Raw genomic sequence first — 16,948 nt, forward strand, 5'->3', positions numbered from 1 at the left:
GCACGGGCATTACTACCCACTGGATTTTAAGTCCAGCGTGTCTACCACTTCCACCACTCGAGCTCAATTGGCATTGACTGCACACGTTTTTTCGTGATTGCGATGGCAAATATAGAATGTTTTTCCATTAAATAAAAAGACTTTTTTAGTTTTTTTAAAACTATTCTATGGAGTCTTGTAAATCAGTTTTTTATAATAACTAGATTATACTTACTCTGCGTCAAATATATCTTCTGAAGGAAAATTTCCAAAGATATCTAGAGATAAATCTAGTATTTCAGCGTTAGCAAAGTTTGACTTAATCTCCTCCATTGCCTTTTCGAATCTTAGTTCGGTATTAAATCTTCTACTGTTGGCATAGATCTTTTTGTCTATTGCGAGTCTGAAGTAAGACTTACCTGATGGGGTTTTAAACTTAATGAAGTTTAGAGAATCATAGTTGGTTCTAAGGAACGATATAGTAGAATGAATAGCTTCTACACTAGGATACTCTACACTTGTCATTAATGTTTTACCTCTTCTGTGTTCAAAAGTGTACTTATACTTTCCGTTATCTTTTAAACTAATTACGAATGCACTCATATCAATTAAGAAACAAAATTAAAGAAATTTACTTTTTGTAGAAATATCTAAGGGGATGACATTTCTAAAGGGGCAAAAAAAAATCCCAAGCGTTAACTTGGGATTATGTACTCGAGGCGGGACTTGAACCCGCACGGGCATTACTACCCACTGGATTTTAAGTCCAGCGTGTCTACCACTTCCACCACTCGAGCGTGATATAGAGCGAAAAACGGGGTTCGAACCCGCGACCTCAACCTTGGCAAGGTTGCGCTCTACCAACTGAGCTATTTTCGCATAATGTTTTTTAAGAACTTCGCTTTACTTCTGTATTGCGAGTGCAAATATAGAACGTTTTTTTGTTTATCCAAATAAAAAGTAGCTAAAAAACAAAGATATTTTTTAACTCCTTGATTTACAAAGTCTGTGTTCATGCCTTTTTACAAAGGTTTTTACCAAAAAAGAGAAAGGAAGCTCATTCGAGCTTCCTTCTTTATATTATTTTAGTTTTTTCTTTAATTCATTTATCTTCATAATCGCTTCTATTGGCGTGATATTATTGACATCTATAGCAAGGATATCTTCTTTTAATTCTTCTAATAGAGGATCATCTAGATTAAAGAAACTTAGCTGTAGATCATTTTCTACTGCTTTCAGTGGTTGTTGATCTTTAGCATGTCCTTTTTCTAGTTGTTTTAGCATCTTTTCAGCGCGTTTTAGAACTGTAGTAGGCATACCTGCCATCTTCGCCACATGAATACCGAAACTGTGTGCACTACCACCAGGAACTAGTTTTCTCAAAAATAGCACATTGTCTTTAAGTTCTTTGACAGAGACGTTATAGTTCTTTATTCCGTCGAAGTTCTGAGACATATCATTGAGCTCGTGATAGTGAGTAGCGAATAATGTCTTAGGCTTACCTGGATGCTGATGTAGGTACTCTGCGATAGCCCAGGCTATAGAGATACCATCGTAGGTACTCGTACCTCGTCCGATCTCGTCTAATAGGACTAAGCTTCTATCAGAGATATTATTTAAGATAGAGGCTGTCTCGTTCATCTCCACCATGAAAGTTGATTCTCCCATAGAGATGTTATCTGATGCTCCCACACGTGTGAATATCTTATCTACTGGCCCCATACGTACTTCTCTAGCTGGAACGAAACTTCCCATCTGAGCTAACAATACAATAAGTGCTGTCTGTCTAAGAATAGCAGACTTACCAGACATATTAGGTCCAGTGATCATGATGATTTGTTGTTCCTTATTGTTTAGATAGACATCATTCGTGATATAAGGTGTGTCATACGCTAGTTGTTTCTCGATTACAGGGTGACGACCATCTTTTATATCTAGTTCATAAGAGTCATCTATCAGTGGTCTTACATAGTTATTCTCAAGAGCCTGTTGAGCGAAAGAGCTCAGACAGTCTAGCTGTGCGATAAGATTAGCATTTAGCTGTACAGGTTTGATATATTGAGCACACCAAGCTACGAACTGTTCAAACAATTCGTTCTCTAGCTTATAGATTTTCTCTTCTGCACCTAGTATCTTGGTTTCGTATTCTTTTAACTCCTCCGTGATATAACGTTCTGCATTCACTAGCGTCTGCTTTCTAATCCACTCTGCAGGCACTTTGTTTTTATGCGTATTACGAACCTCTATATAGTACCCGAATACGTTGTTAAACGATATTTTAAGCGATGGAATACCTGTCTTCTCACTCTCTCTGATCTCCATAGCCTCTAGCAGTTCTTTACCAGAAGTAGAGATCTTGCGCAGTTCGTCTAACTCTGGGTGTACACCCTCTGCTATTGCATTTCCTTTTGCTATCGCTACAGGAGCATCCTCACTGATGGTACCTCTGATCTTTTCTCTAAGTAGCTCGCATCCATGTAGCTTATTTCCCATTTGTTTTAGAGAATCATTACTACTTTTTTGGGCAGTCTCCTTGATCGGAATAATAGCATCTAGAGAATCGTTCAGATAGATTAGCTCTCTAGGAGATACCTTACCAGTAGCGATCTTAGAGATTAATCGTTCTAAGTCAGATATCTTCTTTATTTGGGTTTGGAAGAGTGTTAGGAGTTCACTGTTCTCTTTTAGTATCTCTACGATATTATGTCTATCCGTAATCTTCTTGGTATCCTTAAGTGGTAACGCTAGCCAACGCTTCAGTAGACGACCTCCCATAGGAGATAAGGTCTTATCTATCACGTCTAATAGCGTTATCGCATTCAGGTTAGCACTGTTGTATAGCTCTAAGTTTCTGATCGTAAAACGATCCATCCACACATACGCATCTTCAGCGATACGCTGTATATTAGAGATATGCTCTAGTCTAGTGTGCTGTGTCTCTGATAGGTAATATAGTATCGCTCCACAGGCTATCGTCCCTTCTACTAAATCTTCTACCCCAAAACCTTTTAGGGAATTAGTTTTAAAATGAGTAGTCAAAGACTCAAATGCAAAGTCAGTCTTGAATACCCAGTCATCTAGTAAGAATAGATTATAAGTAGTCCCGTAGTTCTGTAAGAAGTGTGTCTTATTACTCTTCTGTACTAGAATCTCACTAGGGGCAAAGTTCTGTAGTAGTTTATCTATATAATCTTGATCTCCTTCAGTGGTCAAAAACTCTCCTGTAGAAACATCTAAGAATGATATACCGATTGTCTTTTTAGCAAAGTGTATTGCACATAAGAAGTTGTTAGATTTAGAATGTAACACTTCATCGTTTAAGGCAACACCAGGTGTTACTAACTCAGTAACGCCTCTTTTGACAATAGTTTTAGTTGTTTTAGGGTCTTCTAGCTGGTCACAGATAGCTACTCTTAGTCCAGCTTTGACTAACTTAGGTAGGTAAACATTAATCGAGTGATGAGGAAAACCTGCTAATTCTGTTTCACTAGCTGTACCTGCACTTCGTTTGGTTAATGTAATGCCCAATATTTTAGATGCTCTGACAGCGTCTTCACCGAATGTCTCGTAAAAATCTCCTACGCGAAATAATAGACAAGCATCAGGATACTTGGCTTTTATATCGTTGTATTGTTTCATTAATGGAGTTTCCTTAGGTGCTTTCGCTTTAGCAGTCATAATGTAGTTTTGTGTTTCAAATTACAAATATAACAGATACATTTTACAAACGCTATTTGCTTAATGAACTTCTAAGAGAGTGGTATTCCATAATACCTTTTTAGTCTGCGTATGATCATAGAGGTAAGTACTGTTATCGTCAGACCTATCACACACCCTAAGGTCACTGCTAAGCATCTAAACAGCGGAGTAGCCTCTACTGAGCTAGCAGTATGCGGCTGTACAAGGATAATGATAAGAGCTACTAAGGCTACGCGAGCCATATTTAATATCTTGAATAGATAACAGGTCATGATCGTTAGAAATACACCTAATAAACTAATGTAGAAATCAGGGCTAGGATGAATCTCTAAACAAACTAAACCAACAGCAGACCCCACTAGATTTGACTTAAATCGTTCTACAGATAGCTTTTTAGAATTCTGACCTTCTGGTGAGATAACTAGCATAATCGAGATTAAAGTCCACAGGATTTCATAGTTCGGATATTTTAAGAATAGTAGGTATCCGATGTAAAACCCGATAAAGCATCTGGTTGTATAGATAATGACTGGGGATGTTATAATTCTAGTTATGAGAGTTCTTACCATAGATTTTTTTTGAGTATGCAAAGGTAGGAACTCTCATTTGATATTGCAATAATATCTTATTTCTGTTTTTTATATAGCTAAAAAGAATGAAATAGTGTTAAAAAATAGTAAAAAAACAGGTAAAGAAGACGTATGTCGTTTTAGGTCTATATCAAGCTGAAAATTATGGAATACTAGCAAATGCAAAAAATATAACAGAGATAAAGGATAGAGCAATAGCTAATATTGGGAATTTTTGAACACTGATTTGTTTAGATTCTAATAACGTACAGATAATCGTAGGGAAGATAATGAGTCCTGTTAGACATAGTATCCATGCCAATTCGACCAAATGTATGTATTGAGGGCTCTGAGCAAAGTCAGCAATAAGGGACCCTTGATATATCACCACAAAGACAATATTGTTTAGTATGGTGAGCAGAGCCAGCTGATTGAGTAGTTTTTTAGTCATGGTGGTGTGGCTTTGTTGGTTTATAACAAAGTTAGCTATTGTATAGGAAGAAAGGGAGCACTACTTGGTGCAATCTTTGTTTTAAAAGTGTAATATCGAGTGTGTTATATTTGAATACTATTGCTTTTTTATTGTGTGTAATAATATTGCTTTTTTATTGTGTGTAATAATATTGCTTTTTTATTGTGTGTAATAATATTGATTAAGGTATAATTAGTTAAAAATAAAACCTAGATGAGAGTAATCCATTTGATAAATAGTATTTTTGCTAAAATTTTTAAGTCATGCGTAAATTAGCCAATAGCGAATTGGATCGTAAAAATGTAGAAGAGTTTAAAGCTTCTGAGAAAACACCTATTATTGTAGTTTTAGATGATGTAAGAAGTTTACATAATATTGGGTCTGTATTCAGAACGTGCGATGCTTTTTTAGTTGAGAAAGTATATCTATGTGGTATCACCGCTACCCCTCCAAATAAAGAAATACACAAAACAGCTCTAGGGGCTACCGAAACTGTAGAGTGGGAATATGCTAAGGATGTAGTAGAAGTAGTGAAGTCATTAAAAGAGAGTGGTGTATCTGTACAGTCTGTAGAGCAAGTAGAGAATAGCGTGATGCTAAATGACTTTAAGGTGACAGAAGGAGCGAAATACGCATTAGTATTCGGTAATGAGGTAAAAGGAGTTAATCAAGAGGTGGTAAACTTAAGTGATGGAGTGATCGAGATTCCACAGCTAGGTACGAAGCATTCTTTAAATATCTCTGTAAGTGCAGGAATCGTAATCTGGGACTTGTTCCAACAGATGTAATATCTTATCAATATTTATATATCAAGGAGCTACTTCTATACGAAGTAGCTTTTTTTATGTCTATGCAATAGAAATTATTGACCTATAATGCCCTCTAGTGGAGATAATGAATGATCATGGAGTTATTGCCCTTGTATGGAGAATATGATTTGTGTTAATTGGTTGATATATAGTTGTTTGTTTTGGTTTTTACTAGAATCGTTCGGGTAGTATTTGGGTAAAGCATTGGTTTTGCTCGGAAAAACACCTTTTTACCGAAGGATAGCAAAACTGTATCCGAATAACATTTGTATAAATATTGAATTTCATTGACTTAAGAATGGTAATAAGCTAGATAAAGCATGGTCATAAGTAACCAAAATAACCAAATGAGGGCAAGGTAATATGTATAATTTAATGATATTATCACGTTATAGTAATGGACTAAATAATATCTTTGAGATAAATAAAAGAGAAATAATGAAGGTATTCGAAATAGGAAGTGGACAGACCATTATAAAAGGGCCGAGTCATTATTATAGTTGTAATGATGGGGATAGTACTGTGATACTATACAGAGGCGAGCATGATGACGAGCCTCTGATTAGATTTAGTGTTATCTCTTTTACGAGAGCTGAGGGAGTGACACAGAAAGCCCTATTACAAGATTTTAAGGATAAAGCTCATCAGAGGAATACAGAGGCAGTGACGTATAAAGGAAAAAGTTATTTCTCTTATGATAATGAAGATCAGGAGGAGCTGTATATGCACATATTCGAGGTGATGTATGGTGATGATATTGTCATAGCATCATTGATTATAAATAAGGAGGATAGAGGGAGTGATGAGGTAGCTGTCTATCTAGAAGAGATAGAGGAGATGATCAGAAGTATAGATAGTCTATCTTCTCTACAGTTTCCATTACTAGAACCTAAGTATGATGACCTAGTACATCTAGAGACAGCGTCGGCTAAAGTATTAGGGATAGCGTCAGAAGACCTTCAGGCTTATCACGAGAGTGGTGACGCTATAACGAAGTTACAGGAGATACTGAATCTAAGAGAGTATGCCGTGAATGATTATGAATATCATCAGGCACTAGGTATCTTGTTCGGAGCTTGTTTTCAGTATCAGTACAGTGATTTTCATTGGATAGTAGTACATGATCAGTATGGTAGAGAGTTGGCGTTACAGTATCAAGACTACGCCTTGCAATGTTTTCCGATTTCGATGATTACTAAGCGAATTGAAGATGAGGTAGAGATCAATGTTATAGCCTTAATGGAGGAAGTGGTACAGCATATAGAGATTGGTATAGAGCGTGATAAAGGGTACACCCGACTAGAGTATAATTATTAATAAGAATAGTCATCAAGAGATTGACTTTCTTTTGACTTATATATAACTGTAACAGTCGTAGTGTGATAGCTACTAATTAATGATAATACATTAAAACGATTAGGATGAACACCAAGATACTATTATTTGTGATGATGTTATCTTCTGTTGTATTTGGACAAGAAATACAAGGATATAAGTTAGATCATTATTTAAACGAATTGTCTAAGAATAATACAGAAGCAGGCAGTCTCTCTATTTTTAAAAAGGGAGTAGAAGTCTATCATAAAAACTTTGGACAAGAGAATTTACCCGATACCTCGTCTGATGAGAATAAGATGTATCAGATAGGATCGGTGACTAAGCTTTATACTGCTGTGATTATATTTAAGTTAATCGAAGAGGGCAAATTAGAGTTGACCACTAAGTTATCTGACTTCTATCCAGATATGCCCAATGCTGATCGTATCACGATTAAGAATCTGCTAGATCACAGTAGTGGACTAGGGAGCTATGTAGTCAAAAAAGGAGAAGTGTGGGTGACAGAGAAAGTGACAGAGCAGGAGATATTAAACTTGATTAAAGAACAAGGAGTGAAGTTTGCTCCTGATACAGATCGAGCATATTCTAATTCGGCTTATTATCTATTGACTAAAATAATAGAAGAGGTGACTGATAAACCTTATCATTTATTAGTCAATCAGTATATCGTGAATCCATTGAGGTTAGAAAGTACATATTCTGCTAAATCGATGCCTATCTATGTACATAAACCATATCAATTCAAACACGGACAATGGGCAGAAATGATAGACATCAACCCGATGAATATTATAGGGGTGGGAGATTTGACCACGACGACTAAAGAGTTGAATATCTTTATTTATAATTTATTTCATGGTAAAGTAATTACATCAGCCTCGTTAGAATCAATGTTGCCCCAAAAGATAGAAGGTAAATTTGGTAGAGGTATAATGCATTTAGTTTATGATAATGTAAGTTTTTACGGGCATGGTGGAGACACACTAGGGACGCATACGATGCTAGTATATAATCCCGATGATGAAGTATCTATCGCTTATAGCAGTAATGCTCAGCAGGTACCTGATCAGGTGTTTAAGGGGATAGTGAATATGCTGTACCCTAACGGCTATAAAATACTGAAAGAAGAAGACTAAAATAGACAAGCTAACGTAATGGTTAGCTTTTTTTATAAGATGATAATATAACTTTTGTGACTACAATAAAAAAGGTATATTTATCTAAGGATAATAAGTAAAGCGTATGCAATATATAGATTTAGGAGTAGAGAAGTTAGTATTGGTAATACCTGATGAGTATGATGTAGAGTTAGCAGATTATGGAGGGTTTATCTTGACTAAAGACGGAGTGAGTTATCTACCTTATATCTCTGTGTATGATATAAGGACAGTAGGAGGAGAGGACTTTGACTTCGAGCAGGTGTTAGAAGACTTTACTACTGAAGCGAGTCATATAGAAGAGGAGGTAAAGGAAGTAGGAGATAAGTTCTATTATATGACAGAGCTAGAGATAGAAGATCTATATATCTATGAGTATTCTGTATTGTATAACAATGTACGCTTTGAGCTACAGTTATTCATCAGTCAGTCAGATGTAAATTCTGAGTTAGCAAGTGGCTATTTAGAAGAGGCTGTACAGATGATAGAATATGTAGGAATAGTCCTCAATGAAGACCATAGTAGTCAAGCCTTGACTCCTGAAGAGCTCGAGTTTATAGAGTCTAGTGTAAGTACGCTCTTAGGAGCCAATCAATATGAGTTAAAATCCGTATTTGATTCTGGTAAGGCGTTGGACATACTTCAGTGGTTATTCGATGAGCAGTGTTTTGATCTAAAGGATAAAGAATATCTTGGTAAGTTAGGATTGTTATTCGGGGCATTACTTCGTTATTATTATATCGATTTTGAATGGGTAGGTGTAGAAGGTGACCTAGGCTATGAGTATGCCTTACAGTATAAGGATACAGAGGTCGTTATTTTTCCGATTAGCTTAGTAGTCTCTCGTCTAGAAGCAGGAGAACATATCCAAATCCCTCGATTATTAGATAAAATATTTCAATCTGTAGAAGATCAGTTCTAGGAAGAATAAATGTAGTTAGATACGTTCTTAATTTAGGTTAAGTGTATGAGGGTGTTAGAGGTTATACATTTGTCTCATACAAAACGCTACTGATAAGACAGTGGTTATAACCTTAAAAAATAGAATTATTATGACAAATACAGTTTGGAATATCGACCCTACACATTCAGAAATAGGATTTAAAGTAAAACACATGATGTTTACGAATGTATCAGGTAAGTTTAATGACTTCACATCGACAATTAAGAATGTAGATGCAGCATTCGAAACTTCAGAAATATCATTTACAGCAAAGGTAGCTTCTATAGATACAAATAATGCGGATAGAGATACTCACCTAAAAAGTGCAGATTTCTTCGAAACAGAGCTTTATCAAGATATCGTGTTTACTTCTACTTCTATTCAGAAGAAAACAGATAACTACTATGTAGTAACTGGTATGCTAACGATAAAAGGAGAGACGAAAGAGGTAGCATTTAATGCAGAATATAGTGGAGTACTAGTAGACCCATGGGGGAATACTAAGATAGGACTGTCTCTAGAGTCTAAGATTAACCGTAAAGAGTTTGGATTGACTTGGAATGCTGGTTTAGAAACTGGTGGAGTGTTAGTAGGTGAGGATATTAAGTTATTCGCTGAAGTACAGTTTGCTAAGGCTTAATGATGTCTTCATAGATGTAAATTTTTTATATACAATTGCGAAAGCCTTCAAAGAGATCTCTTTGAAGGCTTTCGCAATTGTATTTGAGAATTAAGTGATTTTATTATATTTGTTTCCTTAGTCACTATGTAGTGACTATATAAGATAACTGAACTTAATATACAGAAAATCATGAGTTGTAAAACGTCTCATACAGATTTATCAACAGGATATTGTCCTGATTGTGGAGAATCAATTAAGCTAAAGAGAATAGATAGTCACTATGTTTTGCATGAGATAAGCCACGTTTTACACGTTGAGAAGGGTATATTCTATACTATAAAAGAACTATTGCTAAAACCAGGTATTACAGTTCAGATGTATATTACTGAGGATAGAAGTAAATTAGTAAAGCCTATTATATTCATTATTATAGCTTCTCTTATTTATTCCCTTATTGCTCATTATTTTCACATAGAGAGTTTTGTTTCTTACCATCATTCAGGAGGTGGAAGAGTGGCAGATAGTATATTTCTATGGGGAGACACTCATTCAGGGTATATGAATATAATTATAGGAGTGTTTATAGCGGTATGGGCTAAGGTGTTATTTAAAAAACACTCTTTTAATTTATTTGAGATATTAATTTTATTGTGCTTTGTGACAGGAATGTCTATGTTGATATTTTCTGTATTTGCTATAATACAAGGGATAGTAAAGGTTAATTTAATGGCTATTGCAGGAGTGGTAGGAGTGCTCTATTGTACTTGGGGAATAGGTCAGTTCTTTGAAGTGAAACGTATAAAGAGTTATTTGAAAGCTTTCTTTGCTTATGTTCTAGGGATGCTCACATTCTCAGTATTAGTGATTATAATAGGAGAGCTACTTGATTATGTCATACTCCAAAGTAAGTAAATAAAGAACGTCCCATGATATACTATCATGGGACGTTCTTTATAGTTAGAAACTGCTTAGCTTCATATACCCTAGTTCTATGTGATCATCTGTTAGAGGTTCTATAGAAGGAGTTATTTTGATAGCGTATTGCTGTTTTAAATTTTCATTTAAGATTTCGTCCATCTCATAGATATCATCTACATCTAGACCATACTTATTATCTACGTGACTATATCCTCTCGGAGGCAGGTTATACTCTTCATAGAAGGCTGTACTCTTTACATACTGGATAGCTTCTTTCTGACTATTAGCGACTACTAGACACGTCTGGTGAAACTCGTCAAAAATACCTGGTTTATAACCGCCTAGATTGATAAAGAATAACTTTAGATCATTAGGTAGGTATGCTTCTCTAGAGACTACTTCTATGTGATGACCTTGTACAGACGTTACTTCTCTCCATGCATCTACGTGTAGTTTAGGTCCTGCTTCTGGCCAAAAGTCAACTATCTGTGGGATGAGGTCTTTCATCTGTGTGCCTATACCGAAGTAGATATCATGCTGTTCTATATGACGTCCTGGAGGAGTGACTCCTAGCATGGTCATAAATAGTTTATTCGTCATGCTTCACTAGTTTATGTTGAATCTTATCTAAGATGTAGATATAATCTTCTTGATTAGCTACGAAGTCTAAGTCTGATATATCGATGATCAACACTTTGTCTGCAGGCATTGTCTTGATATAGTTAAAATAACCTTGGTTCACTTGATCTAAGTAAGTACCTGGGATTTCACTTTCGTAAGAACGACCACGTTTCTGTATATTCTCTAATAAGCGATCTGTGTTCTGATATAGGTAGACATATAGATCAGGCTTAGGAGTTTCTTTATACATAATCTCAAATATCTGCTGATACAGCTTGAACTCGTCTTCTTCTAAAGTGATTTGAGCAAAGATGATAGACTTGTAGATATAATAATCAGCAATGATAAACTCTTTAAAAAGGTCAAACTGTGCTAAATCATCAGATAACTGTGAGTATCTGTCTGCTAAGAATGACATCTCTAATGGAAATGCGTATCTCGTAGCATCTTTGTAAAACTTAGGCAAGAAAGGGTTGTCCGCAAAACCTTCTAGGATATTCTTTGCATTAAAGTCCTCTGATATACGATTAGTTAAAGTCGTCTTACCAGCACCTATATTACCTTCTATGGCGATAAAGTTTACATGAGTAAAGCCATATTGAAGAATTGGACTTTTTATCTCTCCTACTATCTTAAAAGATGTTTTATCTTTACAGCTATTCAGTAATTCTTTGAAACTTTGCTTTAGTATAGGGTGTGCCCATTCTAAGTTTAGATCTGCGCATGGCTGTAGTACGAACTGTCTGTCTTGCATCAAGGGATGAGGTACAGATAGGTTATCAGTATTATACACTTCTTGGTTAAAAGAGATAATATCGATATCTATCAGTCTAGCACTATACCCCACTGTATGCTGTGGACGTATTCTACCTAGTACTTGTTCTATTTCGAGTACCTTTAGAATAACCGTTTCAGCTTTTAGCGTACTGTGTAATAATACAGCACAATTAAAGAAAGGATCGCTCTCAAAACCCCAAGCAGGAAATTCGTAAATAGGTGATATTTTTATGACTGTACCAATATGCTTGTTAATCAGTTCGATAGATTTCTCTATGTTCGATAATTTATCTCCTTGATTAGAACCTATTGATAATACTATTTGATTTTGCGTAAACATGGGGCAAAGTAAATAAAAGAAAATTGAATAATCGTTACTTTTGTATCAGTTAATAATGCAAATTTACGGGTATAATCTGTAACTTTTTTTATAATTTGAATACTAATAAGATAAATTGTTTTTAATATGAGGTTTTTAAGAAATGTTTTAGCTACGATAGTAGGTCTGTTTATATTCTTCGGAATATTATTTTTTGGACTGATGATCATCGGTGTAGCTATGGGAAGTAGTTCTGATACTGTTACAGTAAAAGATAGTTCAGTTATTAATTTAGATTTATCTAGTGTGAAATATGATTATGCAGGTAAATATAATATGAAGGAATTCGGCTTTAGAGAAGCTGGAAAAGATGGTGTGTCTGACGTACTAGCAGCTATAGAGTATGCGAAGACAGATGATCGTATTAAAGGGATCTCTATTCTGAATAATAACTCTATGCTAGGAGTAGTACAGAAACGCGAGATTAGAAATAAACTAGAAGAGTTTAAAGCAACAGGTAAGTTCGTATTGGCGTATGCTAATGTGTATTCACAAGGAGAATATTATTTAAACTCTATTGCAGATACTATTTATATTAATCCAGTAGGTGGGTTAGACTTTAAGGGATTGTCTACAGAGATTCTTTACTTAAAAGGATTACAAGATAAAACGGGAGTACAAATGGAAGTAATGAGACACGGTAAATATAAAAGTGCTGTAGAACCATTCTTACAAGAAAACATGAGCGAGGCGAATAGAGAGCAGACAACAGTATTCTTAAAGTCTATTTGGGAAACATTAGTTAACGATATCTCTAAGAGTAGAAAGATATCTGTAGATAGCTTAAATGGTATAGCGAATAATCTAGGAGCTAGAACACCTAAATTAGCTTTAAAAACAGGATTAGTGGATAAAGTAGCTTATGAGGATGAGTATCATGCAGCTATCAAACATGAATTAGGAGTAGAAGGAGATAAAGATTATAATAGCGTAGATATCTTAGATTACGTTAAAGATGTGATTGTGAAAAATAGTGCAAAAACAGCTAAAGATCGTATTGCGGTAATCTATGCACAAGGAGAGATAAGAGATGGTGAAGGTAGCGTAAGCTATATTGGTGAAGGATCTATCAATCGTGCTCTAAAAGCAGCAAGAAAAGATGATAAGATAAAAGCTATCGTGCTAAGAGTAAATAGCCCTGGAGGTAGTGCTCTGACTTCTGAGTTAATCTGGAGAGAGATAGAGTTGACTAAAAAAGTGAAACCAATGATTGTTTCTATGGGAGATGTAGCTGCATCTGGGGGGTATTATATCTCTAGTAATGCAGATAGAATCTTTGCAGATCCAGGTACGATTACAGGTTCTATAGGGGTATTCGGTATGGTTCCGAACTTTAAAGCATTAGCGACAAAGTATGGAGTAAATGCTGAGCAAGTGAAGACACATGATAATGCGGCTAATTATAGTCCGTTTAGAGATGTTGATCCAGGCTTTAGAATGATGGTGACAGAAGGCATAGAGGATGTATATACGACATTCGTTCAGAGAGTAGCTGATGGAAGAAAGATGACAGTAGAACAAGTAAACGAATTAGCGCAAGGTAGAGTGTGGACTGGAAAAGATGCACTAGAAAATAAATTAGTAGATGAACTAGGAGGATTAGATACAGCCATCGCTTATGCTGCTAAAAAGGTAGAGATAGACGACTATAAAGTAGTGAACTACCCAGAGTATAAAATGAAGTTCGAAGATATGCTTAGAGGGTATCTAGGTGCTTCTGTATTTAAATCAGAAGAAGAGCTAATCAAAGAAAAGATAGGTGAAGCTAACTATGAAATGATAGAGAGACTTAACTATTTCAACAATATGAGAGGTGTACAAGCAATATTGCCTTTTGAAGTAAAAATAGAGTAGTAATAAGACAATGTTTTAGTCAAATTTATGCTTTCGTTAAAGAAGACATAAATTGATTAATATCGAATAAAGAGTTATCCTTTTAAACTAGGGATAACTCTTTTTTTTTGTTATTTTGTAATAAAATGAAAAGTTATGAATAAAAAGGTTTTAAAATGGACAGGAGGTATAGTGTTGGGATTGTTTATCTTACTAATGCTAACACCTATTTTGTTTAAGGGAAAGATACAGGATTTAGTGCTAAAGACTATCAATGACAACTTAAATGCAAAGGTGACATTTGAAAAAGTAGACTTGAGTTTTATACGTAACTTTCCTAAAGCAACAGTAGTGATTAAGGACTTAGCTGTTGTGAATAAAGAACCATTTGCAGGAGACACCTTAGTCTCTGCAAAAATGATAGGGCTAAAGATGTCTATTATGGAGTTATTCAATGGGGCGGATAAGCCTATGAGTATAGAAGATATCTTAGTAGAAAATGCTAAGGTTAACGTGATAGTGAATGAACAAGGGGTAGCTAACTATGATATAGCATTAAAAAAAGAGGATGAAGAGGAAGAGGACTCTTCGGATAAAGATCCGTTTTCTTTAGCTTTAAATCATTATAAGATAGACAATCTAAACTTGACATATAAAGATTTAGGTAGTAAAATGATGTTTACTATTAACGAGTTTTATCACCAAGGGACAGGTAATCTATCAGATGATATACTGGATTTAGATACAGAATCTAAAGCAAAAGTTTCGTTTGTAATGGAGGATACTAAGTTTCTGAATGAGGTTAACTTATCACTGAAAGCTTTAATTGGAATGGATATGACGAATCAATTGTATTCATTTAAAGAGAATAAAGCATTGATTAATCAGTTGCCTTTAGCATTTGATGGTTCAGTGCAGTTATTAGAAGACGGACAGCAGTTTGATTTGAGTTTTGCTACTCCTGACTCAGACTTTAAAAACTTCTTAGGATTAATACCAGAAGCTTATGCGGGTAATCTAAAAGGGGTGACTACATCAGGTGATTTTAAAGTAGAAGGAAAGGTAAAAGGTAAAATGACAGAAACGACTATTCCTACACTAGCTATTCATATGAATGCAAAGAATGCTTCCTTTAAGTATCCAGATCTTCCTAAAGCAGTTCAGAATATTCTATTAGATATTAATGTGATGAATGAGACGGGGATAATGAAAGATCTATATGTAGATATTAACCAATTGTCATTTAAGATAGATCAAGATATATTCAATGCGAAAGCAAAGATTAAGAACATTAGCGAGAATGCATTAGTAGATGCGAATTTTGATGGAGTTATTAATTTGGCAAATGTATCTAAAGCATATCCTGTGAAACTAGATACACCACTGACAGGGATATTAAAAGCGAAAGTAGCTACTAATTTTGATATGAACTCTGTAGAGAAAGAACAATATCAAAATATAAAAAACAGTGGTAGTGTATCTTTGACAGGCTTTAATTTTAGTACAGATGCGATGGCTAAGCCAATGCAGATACAAGAGGCAGCTCTTACTTTTAATACAAGTAATGTTACGCTAAATAAGCTTGCTATAAAAACGGGTACTTCAGATCTAAATGCAGACGGGAGATTAGATAATCTATATGGGTTCTTATTTAAGAAGCAGACCTTAAAAGGAAACTTTAATTTAAACTCTAATAATTTTGTATTAGCTGATTTATTAAAAGAAGATACTGCGAAAGTAGAAGAGAAGAAAGAGAAATCAACTACAACAAAAGCATCCGATCCATTAAAGATTCCAGGGTTCTTAGATTGTACAATTAATGCAAATGCAAAGACAGTAGTATACGACGACCTAACACTTAAGAATGTAAAAGGTACATTAGTGATTAAAGATGAAGCAGCACGTCTTCAAAATATGTCAACAGATCTTTTTGGTGGGAAAATAGCTTTCGGAGGAAATGTGTCAACAAAAGAAGCTATACCTACATTTGATATGAACTTAGGACTACAAAGTTTAGATATCAAACAGACTTTTACTGATTTAGGGTTTTTAAAAGCTGTAGCACCTATTGCTAATGTGATGTCAGGGAAAGTAAATGCAGCTGTAGTGATGAAAGGAAAGTTAAATGCAGCAGATTTATCACCAGACTTAAATACAATGTCAGGTGATATAAAAGGTGATTTAGCGAATGCTAGTATTACTGCTCAGAATTCTAAACTACTATCTTCATTAGATGGAGCGTTGAACTTCATTGATTTGAAGAATCTAGATTTGAGTAATAAAAAGATGCACATTGTTTTTAATAATGGACGTGTACAGTTCAAGCCTTTTGATATAAAAACAAAAGACTTAGCGGTGACTGTATCAGGTGAGCATGGCTTTGATCAAAGCCTTAATTATGCTTTGGACTTTAAAGTACCAGCTAAATTATTAGGTAATGATGTCGCTAATGCATTGACTGCTTTAGGACCTAAATCTAGTAATAAGTTTGATGCAATACCTGTGAAAGTAGGAGTGACTGGTGACTTTACCAACCCAAAGGTGTCTGCTAATATGGCTGATGTAGTAAAGAATATTACAAATGAAATTTTAGAAGAACAGAAGAATCAATTAGTAGGAAAAGGTAAAGATGCATTGTTAGATATCTTAGGAGGTAAAAAGGAAAACAATACTCCAAATGAGGAGGATGTGACAAAGAAAAATGAAACTGAAGAAACAGTCAACAAAATTAGCGAAGGCTTAAAAGGGCTTTTCGGTAAAAAGAAAAAGACAGAAGAAACAGAATAGTATAAAAAAAACGAGCTCCAATTAAGGGAGCTCGTTTTTTTTATA

The 16,948-nt window shown here is 35.0% G+C and carries 14 protein-coding genes and 2 tRNA genes; 8 read left to right on the top strand and 8 right to left on the bottom strand.

All coding sequences use genetic code 11. The features are described 5' to 3' along the window. Positions 1-210: 210 nt before the first annotated feature. The 6 genes from MODO_RS11970 to MODO_RS11995 all read right to left on the bottom strand — a co-directional run bounded on the left by MODO_RS11970 (position 211) and on the right by MODO_RS11995 (position 4,698). Positions 211-582 carry a hypothetical protein gene (locus MODO_RS11970; RefSeq protein ID WP_006257300.1) on the bottom strand — a complete coding sequence of 124 codons (372 nt, stop codon included), beginning with the start codon at positions 580-582 and terminating at the stop codon, positions 211-213. Positions 583-690: 108 nt separating this feature from the next. Then, positions 691-776, bottom strand: a tRNA-Leu gene (locus tag MODO_RS11975). Positions 777-785: 9 nt separating this feature from the next. Then, positions 786-858: transfer RNA gene (locus tag MODO_RS11980), tRNA-Gly, on the bottom strand. Between the two features lie 201 nt (positions 859-1,059). Then, positions 1,060-3,657 (bottom strand): DNA mismatch repair protein MutS, encoded by a 2,598-nt coding sequence (mutS, locus tag MODO_RS11985; protein ID WP_006257298.1) that lies wholly within the window; start codon positions 3,655-3,657, stop codon positions 1,060-1,062. 71 nt (positions 3,658-3,728) lie between these two features. Next, a complete protein-coding gene (locus MODO_RS11990; protein WP_006257297.1) occupies positions 3,729-4,247 on the bottom strand; it encodes an FUSC family protein in 519 nt (172 codons plus the stop codon). 163 nt (positions 4,248-4,410) lie between these two features. Continuing rightward, a complete protein-coding gene (locus tag MODO_RS11995) occupies positions 4,411-4,698 on the bottom strand; it encodes a hypothetical protein (protein ID WP_006257296.1) in 288 nt (95 codons plus the stop codon). Between the two features lie 284 nt (positions 4,699-4,982). On the opposite strand from MODO_RS11995, the gene MODO_RS12000 reads away from it, so the two are divergent. The 6 genes from MODO_RS12000 to MODO_RS12025 all read left to right on the top strand — a co-directional run bounded on the left by MODO_RS12000 (position 4,983) and on the right by MODO_RS12025 (position 10,500). Beyond that, complete coding sequence (locus MODO_RS12000) at positions 4,983-5,507, top strand: RNA methyltransferase (protein WP_006257295.1); 525 nt, start codon at positions 4,983-4,985, stop codon at positions 5,505-5,507. Between the two features lie 459 nt (positions 5,508-5,966). Beyond that, the gene (locus tag MODO_RS12005; RefSeq protein WP_225582007.1) at positions 5,967-6,845 is read left to right on the top strand and encodes a DUF3806 domain-containing protein; all 879 of its coding nucleotides are present in this window, start codon (positions 5,967-5,969) and stop codon (positions 6,843-6,845) included. A 104-nt stretch (positions 6,846-6,949) separates the two neighbouring features. Beyond that, on the top strand, positions 6,950-8,002 hold the full coding sequence (locus tag MODO_RS12010; protein WP_006257293.1) for a serine hydrolase domain-containing protein: 1,053 nt from the start codon (positions 6,950-6,952) through the stop codon (positions 8,000-8,002). A 106-nt stretch (positions 8,003-8,108) separates the two neighbouring features. Continuing rightward, positions 8,109-8,945, top strand: a complete 837-nt coding sequence (locus MODO_RS12015; RefSeq protein WP_006257292.1) for a DUF3806 domain-containing protein — start codon at positions 8,109-8,111, stop codon at positions 8,943-8,945. Positions 8,946-9,075: 130 nt separating this feature from the next. Further along, positions 9,076-9,606 carry a YceI family protein gene (locus MODO_RS12020; protein ID WP_006257291.1) on the top strand — a complete coding sequence of 177 codons (531 nt, stop codon included), beginning with the start codon at positions 9,076-9,078 and terminating at the stop codon, positions 9,604-9,606. Between the two features lie 171 nt (positions 9,607-9,777). Further along, the gene (locus tag MODO_RS12025; RefSeq protein ID WP_006257290.1) at positions 9,778-10,500 is read left to right on the top strand and encodes a DUF3667 domain-containing protein; all 723 of its coding nucleotides are present in this window, start codon (positions 9,778-9,780) and stop codon (positions 10,498-10,500) included. A gap of 45 nt (positions 10,501-10,545) precedes the next feature. Here the strand turns inward: MODO_RS12025 and MODO_RS12030 are convergent, their stop codons facing one another. Next, positions 10,546-11,106: a DUF1543 domain-containing protein gene (locus tag MODO_RS12030; RefSeq protein WP_006257289.1), complete on the bottom strand. Its 561-nt coding sequence runs from the start codon at positions 11,104-11,106 to the stop codon at positions 10,546-10,548. Then, positions 11,096-12,244, bottom strand: a complete 1,149-nt coding sequence (folK, locus tag MODO_RS12035; protein WP_006257288.1) for a 2-amino-4-hydroxy-6-hydroxymethyldihydropteridine diphosphokinase — start codon at positions 12,242-12,244, stop codon at positions 11,096-11,098. Before folK ends, MODO_RS12030 begins: the two co-directional genes overlap by 11 nt. Before the next feature lie 126 nt (positions 12,245-12,370). Between folK and sppA the strand changes: the two genes are divergently transcribed. Together sppA and MODO_RS12045 are read left to right on the top strand one after the other, a co-directional pair. Beyond that, a complete protein-coding gene (sppA, locus tag MODO_RS12040) occupies positions 12,371-14,137 on the top strand; it encodes a signal peptide peptidase SppA (RefSeq protein ID WP_006257287.1) in 1,767 nt (588 codons plus the stop codon). A gap of 135 nt (positions 14,138-14,272) precedes the next feature. Further along, positions 14,273-16,903 carry an AsmA-like C-terminal region-containing protein gene (locus MODO_RS12045; protein WP_006257286.1) on the top strand — a complete coding sequence of 877 codons (2,631 nt, stop codon included), beginning with the start codon at positions 14,273-14,275 and terminating at the stop codon, positions 16,901-16,903. Positions 16,904-16,948 lie beyond the last annotated feature (45 nt).

The sequence above is a fragment of the Myroides odoratimimus genome, assembly GCF_001485415.1.
In the GTDB taxonomy this organism is placed as follows: domain Bacteria; phylum Bacteroidota; class Bacteroidia; order Flavobacteriales; family Flavobacteriaceae; genus Flavobacterium; species Flavobacterium odoratimimum.